We start from the raw sequence: 13,363 nt of genomic DNA on the forward strand, positions 1-13,363 counted from the left end.
GTCAACTGATGAGTATCGGTACAAGGTAGCGATGTGACTGGAGTCGATGAATGAAAAGAATTCTCTTTGTTATGTTATCAGCAATATTGCTGGCGAGTTGTGTAGCCCCAGAAACTCAGTTGCCTGCTCCTGTTTCACCGGCGAAACCAGAGAAAAAACCGGAGCCGTCGGTAGGGCCATCAGAAAAAGTGCCTCAGCCCCCTAAGATTCAGTCTATTGATTGGCAGGGTATTGTTCAGCCATTAGTTGATCAGATGGTTAATGCGAAGGGTGTGGAAGCGGGAAAATTACTGCTTGTTGATTCGGTCAAGAACAACACGAATGGTTCATTGCGAACCCTGAATGTCACCGATGTGCTCACGGGAGCAATCAGTCATAAACAGGCTTTTCAGGTTGTACCGAAATCCCAAGTGCATGTTGCCAGACAGGCACTGGGTTTATCCGCGGAAGATAGCTTGGGATTGCGCAGTAAGTCCATTGGATTGGCACGTTATTTAAATGCCGATTATGTTCTCTATTCTGTCATCTCCAATCATCAAGGCCAGCGTGATCTGGAGATGCAGTTAATGCTGGTTAAAACAGGCGAGATACTCTGGTCAGGCCGTGGCGACGTTAACTAACGACAACGCTTTGCTCAGGGTGTTGTGTCAGTTATGGCCTGATATTCCGGCAGCGTCTTGGGAAATCAGGCCATTAACGGGTCTGACACAGGGAAGTTACTCTATTTCCAGTAATGATATTTCCAGTAATGATATTGCCAGTAATGATATTACCCATAATGTGCGTCAGATGGTTGGACGCGCACAAACATCGCACAGCGAAATGCTTGGTGTGGATCGTCAACGGGAAAATCAGATCTTGCGGCGGTTATCTTCCACAGGTATTGCGCCCAAGGTAATTGCTATGCACGGAACATGGTTACTGCTTGAGTGGCTCACCGGCACAAAAGTGAAACCGGATACATTGTGCCAGCCTGCTTTGCAGCAATTATTGGCGCAAACTCTTGCTATTCTGCATAGCCGCCCTCCATTGGGTTACCCCCTGCAATTAAAAAAACAATTGGCCTTTCAGTGGCAGCGGATTGACAGAAAACGCCTGTCTCCTGATTGGTTGCGGCTGCACAAATTTTTTATGGCAACCCGTGAACCCACCGCGTTAAAGGTGGCGCCGGCGCATATGGATGTTCACCCTGATAATCTGTTAATAACCGAAGAAGGGCTAAAACTGATTGATTGGGAATATGCTGCGGATGTCGATATCGGCTTGTCACTGGCAGTCCTGTTCAAAGGAAATCAATGGGATGCGATACAGCAAAAAACGTTTCTGAACTATTATTGTACCCAGACCTCAGGCTATTCAGATACCCGGTTATTGCAGCGACAAATTCAGCGATGGGAACCGTGGGTCAATTATATGATGTTGATGTGGTATGAAGTGCGCTGGCAGCAAACAAGGGAACAAGCATTTTTATTGCTGGCGCATCCTTTGCGCCAGATTTTTAAACTGTCGTCAATGACAACCAATAAAGAGAAGTGAGGAATGCGATGGGGCCAGTAATGTTAGATGTTGTTGGCTATGAACTGGATAACGAAGAGCGCGAAATTCTACAGCATCCCTTAGTGGGGGGCTTAATTTTGTTTACCCGCAACTTCCATGATACAAAGCAATTACGTGAATTAGTTCGCCAAATTCGCGCCGCTTCCCGCCACCGTCTGGTGATTGCGGTTGATCAGGAGGGCGGGCGTGTTCAGCGTTTTCACGAGGGATTTACGCGTTTACCCGCAGCACAATCTTTTGCTTGTGTCCATGACATGCTGATGGGCGCACATCTGGCAGAAGAGTCTGGTTGGTTGATGGCATCAGAAATGATCGCCATGGATATCGATATCAGCTTTGCGCCGGTGCTGGATTTGGGTCATAAATGCACCGCAATTGGTGAACGTTCATTCCATGAAGAGCCTGAACCTGCGATGGTGATGGCAGAAAAATTTATCAAGGGAATGCACTCTGCGGGTATGCGCTCGACGGGTAAACATTTTCCGGGACATGGGGCAGTGACGGCGGATTCCCATAAAGAAACGCCAAGGGATAACCGCTCCATGGATGCCATTAGTTGTCATGATATGGTGATTTTCCGCGATTTCATCCAGCGTAATCTGCTGGATGCCATTATGCCTGCCCATGTTATTTATCCTCAGATAGATCACCGCCCTGCAAGTGGCTCACCCTATTGGCTGAAATCCATACTGCGTGAGCAACTGGGCTTTGAAGGCGTTATTTTTTCCGATGATTTGTCCATGGAGGGTGCCGCAGTGATGGGCAGTTATGCGGAACGGGCGAAAGCCTCACTGGATGCCGGCTGTGACATGATTTTGGTGTGTAACAACCGGGCAGGCGCGGTCAGTGTGCTGGATAACCTTCCGCTGATTGACTCCCCCAAAGTTAAGCAGTTATACCATCAAGGAAAACAATTTAGTTTGGCAGAATTACAGAAATCTGAACGTTGGCAAAAGGCGAATCAGGCATTACAAGGTTTGTGCGAAACATGGTTAAGCTGTGAATAACCATGAAAGGTTGGATTAGGTAAATTTGTCTTAATAAAACTGGCTGACTCTTCGCACCGCGAGGCGTCAGCAAGCTTCATCATTTGCATCTGTCACGATGATAAAAACCGATTTATTTCACGCCCAATATTTTTCCTGTCCTTGTTGGCAGCGTAGTTTGGCGGGGTTAAAGATTTCTATTCACATAATATTAACACTGTAAATATCCGTGATAAATAAATCTGATTTATATCTAATTTATTGAAAATCAGTCTACAATTTTTGTGATTGATGTCTAATTAATCAAAAGAATTTAATTAAGGTCATTTTTGGTATGACCAACTGACCGGCCATGATATTCTGGCGATATTTTCGATATGAAATTTGTTTAGCCTGAAGTTATTTAAGGCCGTTATTCAAGGTTTTTATACAAGTGTTTTACACGAGTTTTTTATACAAGTTTTTTACACAAAGAACGCCGTTTAACGCTTTACATAACATTAGTTGTATTTTCAGTGGGGTAGTCATGACAACGCCAAAGACAAGAATTGTCATTATTGGTGGGGGCGCTGGTGGTTTAGAACTGGCAACGCGTTTGGGGCATAAATTAGGGCGTAACAAGAAAGCCGAAATTACTTTGGTGGATCGTAACAACAGCCATTTATGGAAACCACTATTGCATGAAGTTGCAACGGGTTCTCTTGATGATGGCGTTGATGCTTTGAGCTATTTGGCTCATGCAAGTAATCATTATTTCAATTTCCAGCTAGGGGCACTCACGAATATCCATCGTGAAGAGAAGAAAATTACGCTGGCTGAGATCCGTAATGAAGACAGTGATTTGTTGGTGCCAGAGCGTGAACTGGCTTACGACATCCTTGTCATGGCATTGGGCAGCCAGTCTAATGATTTTGGCACGGCGGGTGTGAAGGACAATTGTATTTTCCTTGATAATCCGCAACAGGCGCATCGTTTCCACAATGAGATGTTAAACCTGTTCCTGAAATATTCGGCCAATCAATGTGCCGAAGAAAAAGTGAATATTGCGATTGTTGGTGGTGGTGCGACGGGCGTAGAGCTTTCCGCAGAACTCTATAATGCCGTTAAACAACTGAACAGTTATGGTTTTGAGAGCCTGAATTCAGATGCCCTGAATGTGACCTTGGTTGAAGCGGGAGAGCGTATTCTGCCTGCATTGCCGACACGTATTTCCAGTGCAGCTCATCAAGAGTTGACTAAACTGGGCGTTAAGGTATTAACTAAAACAATGGTCACCAGCGCCGATGAGCATGGGCTGAATACAAAAGACGGTGAACAGATCAAAGCGTCCCTGATGGTTTGGGCGGCGGGAATTAAAGCACCTGACTTTATGAAAGAGATTGGTGGATTGGAAACCAACCGTATCAACCAATTGGTTGTGAAGCCGACTCTGCAAACCACACTGGATGATCATGTTTTTGCCATTGGGGATTGTGCATCATGCCCGAAAAAAGAGGGTGGTTTTGTTCCTCCTCGTGCCCAGTCCGCTCATCAGATGGCAAGCCGTTGCTATGATAATATCTTGGCATTGTTAAATGAAAAACCATTGAAAGAGTATGTTTATAAAGATCATGGCTCATTGGTTTCATTATCCAAGTTCAGTACTGTTGGTAGTCTGATGGGGAACTTGATGCGGGGTTCAATGATGGTTGAAGGCCGTATTGCTCGTATAGTTTACATCTCGTTGTATCGTATGCATCAGGTCGCTTTGCATGGATACATTAAAACAGGCTTGATGATGCTGGTTGGCGGCATTAACCGTGTTATTCGCCCACGCCTGAAGTTGCATTAATTTAGCCAAAAATGGCTCATCTTAAAGGAATTAATTAAGGTGAGCCATTGACCTACCCATTATATTTATTATTATACATGGCATAATTATTCTTCTCCAAAGTTACTTCAGTTGTTTATTATAATGAATAAAACGTATTCAAATTAAATCGGGATCTTATTTTAATTAATTCATTATTGTTATATGTAATGTCTTTTTAAATAATGGGCGGGTTATCAATCGGTTTTCATAATAGTGACATACACAATAATAGTGATACACACAAATTATGAGGATGACTTATCAGTATATTTAATTAATCGTTATAATAAGACTCGATTTGGTTGGGTTACTCTGGTATCACAAGTTTGTTCAGTCTGTAGTATTAAATTGTAGTATTAAACTGTAATGATCTATTTTTTATGCAGTATAAAATGGGAGGATATCAAATTAGTCTTCATGCACTCAGTTTTCATAAAATAGGTATAGAAAATGTTTTTTTCGAAAAGTCAATGCGAAAACTATTCACAATAATAAATGGCTATATGCCCAATGACTTTACCGGATTGATGAAATAAGATTTTTCACAAACAATGAATTTCGCATTTTTAGCTTAATTCATAGGATCGGGAACGATTCTTTCAATCAAATCGTGTGGGAAATTATCAATATATCAGGGTGCTATGTGGTTAAACTAACGATAAGACAGTATGTAATTGGTTCTATAATCACTCTCATTACTATTGCCATCATTGGTGCCGCAGCAACGTTTTATTTTGATTCTCCACGCCCCAGCGTTGCACAGGTATTATCGTCGGAACCGATCAGATCAACGGTTGTTTTTCGCCAATCCTATTGCCCTATTACGGTATTTCCCATTCCCGTTACGGTAAAAGCGATATCAGGCAATCACTTGACTGCCTATCAATATCGTATCTTAACTCTGCTTGAACACCTGAAAGCCAATCGGGAATATCCGGCTTTAATCCCTTCAGCGTTAGCAAATTGCACAGAATTTAATTTTAAGCAGCCACATGTTGTCGCGTATGACGTCAATTATGTCATTGGAGAGCAGCCAGGAAAAATCAGGATAGAGTACAAACCCGATGACACGATCCCCTTAAATGAGAAAGGTCAATTAGTCCTGAAACCATATTGACAACAATGAATGACGCTTACTTTTTAGCAGAAGATAGCATAAAAGGGTTGCACTGTTTTGTATTAGTGCAACCGTGGCATCATTTTTTCATCGTTCAGGTCGCTAATCGATCCTGATTAAGCCTCGATCTGGTGCTGAACGAAATTTTCTAATAATTGTTGGATAAAAGATAAACGAGAAACATGCTCAGTTAAGTCAGTCATGAATTTCAATTTAAATGGCCCATCCAGCCGGTAAACCTTAGGCTGCGTTTGTAATAAGCCAATGAGATAATTCGGCTCGACTTTATTGTGACTCCCAAATTCAATAAAGCCGCCTTTTTCATGGGCTTCAATGCGTTTGATACCGAGTCGTTGGGCGATCAGGCGAATAGCCGCAGATTGCAACAGTTGACGCCCCGGATCAGGCAGAGCGCCAAAGCGGTCAATCAGTTCCACTTTCAGCTCATTCAATTCGCCATTATCCTGCGCGCTGGCGATGCGTTTATAGAACGATAAGCGCATGTTAACATCCGGAATATAGTCATCAGGTAAAAGCACAGGCATACGCAGTTCTATCTCAGTCTGGTTGTTGGTGAGATCTTCAAGCGAAGGTTCCCGTCCCTCCTTAAGCGCATCCACCGCACTCTCCAATAATTCCATATAGAGCGTGAAACCGATACTGGCCATCTGCCCACTTTGATCTTCACCCAATAATTCACCCGCTCCCCTGATTTCCAAGTCGTGAGTCGCCAAGGCAAAACCGGCACCCAGATCTTCGAGCGAGGCAATGGCTTCCAGCCGTTTTTTCGCATCACTGGTCATGGCTTTGGGATGAGGGGTCAGTAAATAGGCATAAGCTTGGTGATGAGAGCGTCCGACACGCCCACGTAATTGGTGTAATTGGGCTAAACCAAAATGATCGGCACGTTCAATAATAATGGTATTGGCACTGGGAATATCGATACCGGTTTCGATAATCGTGGTACATATCAACACATTAAAACGCTGATGATGGAAATCCGTCATCACGCGCTCCAAATCGCGTTCACGCATTTGCCCATGTCCTACCACAATTCTGGCTTCGGGCACTAACTCTTCCAGCCGGGCTTTTGCTTTTTCGATATTTTCAACATCGTTATACAGATAGTAAACTTGCCCGCCGCGCAAAATTTCACGCAGGATAGATTCACGTACCACGAGGCTATCATATTCACGCACAAACGTTTTCACGGCCAGACGACGGGCAGGAGGCGTGGCGATAATGGAAAGATCGCGCATACCGCTCATTGCCATATTGAGGGTACGCGGGATCGGGGTGGCTGTCAGTGTCAGGACGTCAACATCGGCCCGAATTGATTTAATCCGCTCTTTATGGCGAACCCCGAAGCGGTGCTCTTCATCGACGATGAGTAAACCGAGATCTTTCCAGCGCAGATCGCTTTGCAGGAGCTTATGAGTACCAATAATGATATCCACTTTGCCTTCCGCCGCCATATCGATGACCTGCTGTTGTTCTTTTGCACTCCGGAAGCGTGACATCACTTCAAGGTGTACCGGCCAATTTGCAAAGCGATCGCGGAAATTATCGTAATGTTGTTGGGCCAATAAGGTGGTCGGCACCAAAACTGCAACTTGCTTATTGTTGGTGATGGACAGAAATGCGGCGCGCATCGCCACTTCTGTTTTCCCAAACCCGACATCGCCGCATATCAGCCTGTCCATGGCAATCGGTTCGCACATATCAGCAAGTACCGCGTTGATGGCCTGTTCTTGATCAGGCGTCGTATCAAAGGGGAAACTTTGGCAGAACAGTTGGTATTGTTCGCGATCGTTTTCGAAAGCAAAACCGGGTTTAACGGCACGTTGTGCGTAAACATCCAAAAGTTCGGCTGCAACATCACGCACTTTTTCAGCCGCTTTCTGGCGGGCTTTGCCCCATGCCTCTCCCCCCAATTTATGCAATGGGGCGCTCTCCTCAGCCCCACCCGCATAACGGCTGATGAGATGAAGGGAGGAGACAGGCACATATAATTTGTCTTCCCCGGCATAAGTCAGGATAAGATACTCGGCCTGAATGCCACCCGCTTCTAACGTGATTAACCCCTGATAACGACCAACGCCATGCTCAAGGTGAACCACCGGCTGTCCATGCCGTAATTCAGCGAGATTGCGGATGAGTGTATCGGTATTGATCGTCCGCCGATTATCTTGACGGCGACGGCTGACACGTTCGCCAAGCATGTCACTTTCACAAATCAACGCGAGATGGTTGTCTTCGTCAACAAACCCATGTTCTGCGGCGCCAACCATCAAATAGTGGCCGGGGCGGTCGGCGTCAGTGAGCTGGTTTATTTTTACCGGATTGATTTTGATGCGAGATAATAAATCCTGTACGGATTCCCGACGCCCCTCACTTTCCACCGAAAATACGATTTTGCCTTCGCCGCTGAATTGCTCCATGAAACGGCGTAATTTATCCCATGGGGCTTTTTGTTGTGCCGCCACCGATAAATCAGGCAGTGGATGATAGGCAAGGTTGGTATTCCTTACCTTTTGCGGCAGGGGACCGTTATCAACTTCAATACGAGGCCAGTTTTTCAATTCCGAAAATAGCTTATTGACCGGCAACCATAACTGTTCAGGCGCAAGTAACGGGCGCATGGGGTCAACTTTGCGGCGCTCAAAGCGTTGTTTTGCATCTTGCCAGAAACGCTCCGCGGCAGTGGTCAAATTCTGGGTAATTAACAGGGTATTTTCGGGCAGATAGTCAAAGATGGCGGGCAACGGTTGTTCAAAAAATAGCGGTTGCCAATATTCAATGCCAGCCGGCAGCATTTTTTTACTGACTTGCTGATAAACATGTTCAGCATCACGACGGACTTCAAACTGTTCACGCCATTGTCTGCGAAACAGCTCAATCGCTGCTTGGTCGGTCGGGAATTCATGTGCCGGTAATAAACTGATTTTTTCCACTTCGGCCAACGTGCGCTGGGTATCCACGTCAAAAGTGCGCAGGCTGTCGATCTCATCATCAAAAAAATCGATGCGATAAGGTGATTCGCTGCCCATCGGGAAGAGATCAAATAAGGCACCGCGCGTCGCAAATTCGCCATGTTCCAGTACCTGTTCAACGCTACGATAGCCTGCCTGTTCTAACTCGGTCCGCAGTTTGTCACGAGAAAGACGCTGCCCCTTGTGCATGATCAGGGCATGGCCCTTAAGATACGCGTGTGGGCAGACACGTTGCATCAAGGTATTGACGGGAAGGATTAATGCCCCTTTCGTCATAAAAGGTAAATGATAAAGCGTGGACAGGCGGTTGGAGATGATTTCTTGGTGAGGAGAAAAACTATCGTAAGGCAAAGTTTCCCAATCTGACATAGTATTTATTGGTGCGTGGGTGAACTGTTGAATTTCATCACGCAATCGCAGGGCATTCTGCATATCTCTTGTCACCAGCAGAATTGGCCCTGAGTGACGATCAATGATTTCTGCACATTCAACGGCACAGGCTGCGCCAGTCAAATGACCTAGATAGCGGGTATCACCGCGGCGTTCAGGAAGTTGATAACGATATTTTGCTGACATAAGTATTTGGTATGTGTTCTCTAAGATTCAGTCCATTCCCAACACATTTTTACCCAGTAGCCTTACAATAAATACGCTGGCAGGTTGAGAGAAAGTAAAAAAAACGGCAGAACCGGGGTACGGGTGGTTCCATAAAGTATTGCTACCCTTTATTATCCCCGAACACTTTGCTTTGGCAACAGGGGCGTAACAGATTTCATGTTTCAATCTGTCTCATTATTTATAGGATTGCGCTATATGCGCGGGCGGGCGGTCGATAAATTTGGCCGTTTTGTTTCATGGCTGTCTGCAATTGGCATTACGCTGGGCGTAGCGGCTTTGATCACGGTATTGTCAGTGATGAACGGCTTTGAGCGTTCACTGGAAAGCAGCATTCTGGGTTTTATGCCACAGGCTGTCATTACCTCAGAAAAAGGATCTATCAGCCCGCTAGAACATCCGGGTAGCCAGCTTGCGGGATTAAAGGGGGTTAATCGCATGACCCCCATCGTACAAGGGGATGTGGTCCTACAGAGCCATCACAATGTGGGTGTGGGTGTCATGCTGGGTATTAACCATGACGAATATGCACCGTTGGCAGAGCATCTTGTCAATGTTGATCGAAGCCAACTACAACCCGGACGTTATTTTGTCATTCTGGGCGAAAAACTGGCGGCAAAATTGGGGGTAAAACGGGGTGACCCAATCCGGATCATTGTGCCGAGTGCCAGCCAGTTAACGCCAATGGGCAGAATTCCCAGCCAGCGTTTATTCACGGTGGCGGGCACATTTTTTGCCAACAGTGAGGTTGATGGGACAGAAATGCTGGTCAATCAACAGGATGCGGCCAGATTGTTGCGCTATCCGCTGGGGAATATTACCGGCTGGCGTTTGTACCTCAATCAGCCACTAACAGTCGATGAATTGAGTCAGCAAACCCTTCCGGAAGGGCTGGTCTGGAAAGATTGGCGCGAACGCAAGGGCGAGTTTTTTCAGGCGGTTCGCATGGAAAAAAATATGATGGGATTATTGTTGAGCCTAATCATTGCGGTCGCTGCATTTAACATTATCACGTCTCTCTCTTTGCTGGTGATGGAAAAACAGGGTGAAATTGCTATTTTGCAGACGCAAGGGCTGACCCGCCGTCAGGTAATGGCCATTTTTATGATCCAAGGGGCGGGAGCGGGCATCCTCGGTGCTTTATTGGGAACGGGATTGGGCGTGTTGCTCTCCAGCCAGTTAAATCATCTTATGCCGATTATCGGCCTGCTGGCGGAAGGCATTCAATTACCGGTTGCGATTGATGCCACGCAAGTGATGATGATTGCCATGAGTGCCATGCTGATCGCCTTAATATCGACTTTATACCCTTCCTGGCGTGCGGCTGCCACCCAACCTGCTGAGGCTTTACGTTATGAGTAATCACCCTTTGTTACTTTGTCATCATCTGTGCAAAAAATATCAGGAAGGGAAAATTTCGACAGAAGTGTTAAAGAATGTCACTTTTTCCATGCAGCAAGGCGAAATAATGGCCATTGTCGGCAGTTCGGGGTCGGGCAAAAGTACACTTTTGCACTTGCTCGGGGGTCTGGATTCACCGACCTCGGGTGAAGTGCTTTTCAAGGGGCAATCCCTTAACCAAATGTCTTCATCTGCGCGGGCAGAACTACGTAACCGGGAAATTGGCTTTATTTATCAGTTTCACCATTTATTGCCTGATTTTACGGCACTGGAGAATGTGGCGATGCCCCTGCTGATTGGGGGGCAAAAACGCCATGCTCAACCAAAAGCGCGGGATATGCTGGCCGCGGTCGGCTTGGAACATCGGGCGCATCACCGGCCATCTGAACTGTCGGGGGGGGAACGTCAACGTGTCGCCATTGCGCGGGCACTGGTCAACGAACCTTCACTGGTATTGGCGGATGAGCCAACGGGTAACCTTGACCAGCGAAATGCAGACAGTGTGTTTGAACTGTTGCAAGCATTGAATCAACGGCAAGGCACGGCATTTCTGGTGGTCACCCATGATCTGAAATTAGCTGGGCAACTGACACGTCAGGTAGAAATGCGTGATGGGTATTTACAGGACGAACCAACCCTGACGGGGGAGATGTAATGGTAAATCTGCCGCTTGCATTATTTACCGCATTACGATTCAGCCGGGGCCGACGTCGTTCAGGCATGGTTTCCCTGATCTCTGTCATTTCAACGCTGGGTATTATGCTGGGTGTCGCGGTACTGATTATTGGCCTGAGTGCCATGAATGGTTTTGAGCGGGAACTGCAAAACCGGATACTTTCTGTGGTTCCACATGGGCAGATTTATGCGGTGGATCAGCCTTTTCAGGATTGGGAAACGGCGCTTAAGCGGGTAAAACAGACACCGGGTATTGTCGGTGCCTCTCCCTATATTGAGTTTACCGGCCTGATGGAGCGTGGCGAAAAGCTCCATGCGATACAGGTACGGGGGATTGATCTGGCGACAGAGATAAGCGTGAGTAGCTTGCCTCAGTTTGTGCTTAATGGGGCATGGAAAACGTTCAGTGCAGGAAACAATCAGGTGATTTTGGGGCAGGGGGTGGCTGATTCGCTGCATGTGAAACAAGGTGATTGGGTGACGGTCATGATCCCCAATAACGATGCCAGCCTGAAACTGTTACAGCCTAAGCGTATCCGTTTACAAGTCGCGGGTATTTTCCAGTTGAGTGGCATGCTGGATCACAGTTTAGCCTTGGTTCCGTTGCCTGATGCCCAGCGCTATCTGGATTACGCCAATGCAATCACAGGGATTGCCATTAAAGCAGATAATGTTTTTGCCGCAGAGCAGCGTGTCTGGGACGCCGGTAACGCGACGGGGAAATATGTGTATATCAGCACATGGATCAAAGATTACGGCTATATGTACAACGATATCCAGATGGTGCGCAGCATCATGTATCTGGCGATGGTTCTGGTTATTGGCGTCGCTTGCTTCAATATTATTTCAACGCTGATTATGGCCGTGAAGGATAAAAGCAGCGATGTCGCCATCCTGCGTACTTTGGGTGCCAAGGATAGCCATATCAGGGCCATTTTTTTATGGTATGGCTTGCTCACAGGCATGATAGGCAGCCTGATCGGTGTGGTTGTCGGGATTTTCACATCATTAAATCTGACGACTATCATTAAGGGATTGGAAAAGCTGCTTGGACGCCAACTCCTTTCAGGCGATATCTATTTTATCGATTTTCTGCCATCAGAATTGCATCTCACGGATGTGCTTTATGTTCTGCTAACGGCATTGGTATTAAGTTTGTTGGCGAGTTGGTATCCTGCTCGTCGGGCGAGTAAACTTGATCCAGCGCGGATTTTGAGTGGTCAATAATATGCGAGTACTTCATCGGCACGGCAAATTTCATCGAGTCAGACGATTACGGCGTCAGCGTTTGCATAAACAAAACTTTTACAGGGATATTCGATTGGCAAATAAAAGAGAAAAACCCTATGTGGTGGTGCTGACAGGAGCAGGTATTTCTGCCGAGTCAGGCATTCGGACATTTCGTTCTTCCGATGGCCTGTGGGAAGAACATCGCGTCGAAGATGTTGCGACGCCTGAAGGTTTCCAGCGTGATCCTGATCTGGTTCAGGCATTTTACAATGCACGCCGGGAGCAACTCCAGCAACCGGCGATCCAGCCTAATGCCGCACATGCGGCTTTGGCAGAACTCGAACGCGAACTGGGTGACCATTTTTTGCTGGTAACACAGAATATTGATGATCTGCATGAACGGGCGGGAAGCCATCGTGTCCTGCATATGCACGGTGAATTACTGAAAGCCCGGTGTTGTCAGTCCGGGCAGGTGGTTGAGTGGACGACCAACCTGACCATGGAAGATCGTTGCCATTGTTGCCAATTCCCGTCGCCACTGCGTCCTCATGTCGTCTGGTTTGGGGAAATGCCATTAGGTATGGAACAGATTTATTCTGCCTTAGCCGATGCCGATATCTTTATTGCGATCGGGACATCGGGTCACGTTTACCCCGCAGCAGGTTTTGTGCATGAAGCTAAATTGTCCGGGGCACAGACTGTGGAGTTGAATCTTGAACCTAGTCAGGTTGAAAACCTGTTTGATGAAAAACATTATGGCCATGCCAGTAAAATAGTTGCTCAATATGTTCAATCCTTCATTCAGCAGATGAAGGCAGTCAAAAGCTGATTTGACGCAATACCGACTCTATCCATCTTTTCCATAATGAATTCACATGAACTAAACAGCGTTTCAAAATGGTAGGCGTCAATCTTGTCCCGCGTACCCCGTGGGACA

Annotated in this window: 10 protein-coding genes; 9 read left to right on the forward strand and 1 reads right to left on the reverse strand. The window is 46.5% G+C overall.

Annotation, left to right across the window (positions count from 1 at the left end):
• Positions 1-50: 50 nt before the first annotated feature.
• From lpoB to umoD, 5 genes are all read left to right on the forward strand, one after another.
• The gene (gene lpoB / locus PSI17_RS01240; protein WP_273550201.1) at positions 51-620 is read left to right on the forward strand and encodes a penicillin-binding protein activator LpoB; all 570 of its coding nucleotides are present in this window, start codon (positions 51-53) and stop codon (positions 618-620) included.
• On the forward strand, positions 604-1,536 hold the full coding sequence (locus PSI17_RS01245) for a phosphotransferase (protein ID WP_273550202.1): 933 nt from the start codon (positions 604-606) through the stop codon (positions 1,534-1,536). The genes lpoB and PSI17_RS01245 overlap by 17 nt, the downstream gene beginning before the upstream one ends.
• 8 nt (positions 1,537-1,544) lie before the next feature.
• Positions 1,545-2,564 (forward strand): beta-N-acetylhexosaminidase, encoded by a 1,020-nt coding sequence (gene nagZ / locus PSI17_RS01250; RefSeq protein ID WP_273550203.1) that lies wholly within the window; start codon positions 1,545-1,547, stop codon positions 2,562-2,564.
• A 505-nt stretch (positions 2,565-3,069) separates the two neighbouring features.
• Positions 3,070-4,374: an NAD(P)/FAD-dependent oxidoreductase gene (locus PSI17_RS01255; RefSeq protein ID WP_273550204.1), complete on the forward strand. Its 1,305-nt coding sequence runs from the start codon at positions 3,070-3,072 to the stop codon at positions 4,372-4,374.
• A 664-nt stretch (positions 4,375-5,038) separates the two neighbouring features.
• Positions 5,039-5,512, forward strand: coding sequence for a UmoD family flagellar biogenesis regulator (umoD, locus tag PSI17_RS01260; protein WP_273550205.1), 474 nt, complete (start codon positions 5,039-5,041; stop codon positions 5,510-5,512).
• Positions 5,513-5,628: 116 nt separating this feature from the next.
• Here the strand turns inward: umoD and mfd are convergent, their stop codons facing one another.
• Positions 5,629-9,081, reverse strand: a complete 3,453-nt coding sequence (mfd, locus tag PSI17_RS01265; RefSeq protein WP_273550206.1) for a transcription-repair coupling factor — start codon at positions 9,079-9,081, stop codon at positions 5,629-5,631.
• A gap of 198 nt (positions 9,082-9,279) precedes the next feature.
• Between mfd and lolC the strand changes: the two genes are divergently transcribed.
• The 4 genes from lolC to cobB are packed head-to-tail and all read left to right on the forward strand — an operon-like array spanning position 9,280 to position 13,255.
• Positions 9,280-10,482 carry a lipoprotein-releasing ABC transporter permease subunit LolC gene (gene lolC / locus PSI17_RS01270; RefSeq protein WP_273550207.1) on the forward strand — a complete coding sequence of 401 codons (1,203 nt, stop codon included), beginning with the start codon at positions 9,280-9,282 and terminating at the stop codon, positions 10,480-10,482.
• Positions 10,475-11,176 (forward strand): lipoprotein-releasing ABC transporter ATP-binding protein LolD, encoded by a 702-nt coding sequence (lolD, locus tag PSI17_RS01275; protein ID WP_273550208.1) that lies wholly within the window; start codon positions 10,475-10,477, stop codon positions 11,174-11,176. Before lolC ends, lolD begins: the two co-directional genes overlap by 8 nt.
• Positions 11,176-12,423 (forward strand): lipoprotein-releasing ABC transporter permease subunit LolE, encoded by a 1,248-nt coding sequence (gene lolE / locus PSI17_RS01280; protein ID WP_273550209.1) that lies wholly within the window; start codon positions 11,176-11,178, stop codon positions 12,421-12,423. The genes lolD and lolE overlap by 1 nt, the downstream gene beginning before the upstream one ends.
• 1 nt (position 12,424) lies before the next feature.
• Complete coding sequence (gene cobB, locus PSI17_RS01285) at positions 12,425-13,255, forward strand: Sir2 family NAD+-dependent deacetylase (protein WP_273550210.1); 831 nt, start codon at positions 12,425-12,427, stop codon at positions 13,253-13,255.
• Positions 13,256-13,363: the final 108 nt, after the last annotated feature.

The sequence above is a fragment of the Xenorhabdus sp. IM139775 genome (assembly GCF_028598745.1).
In the GTDB taxonomy this organism is placed as follows: Bacteria; Pseudomonadota; Gammaproteobacteria; order Enterobacterales; family Enterobacteriaceae; genus Xenorhabdus.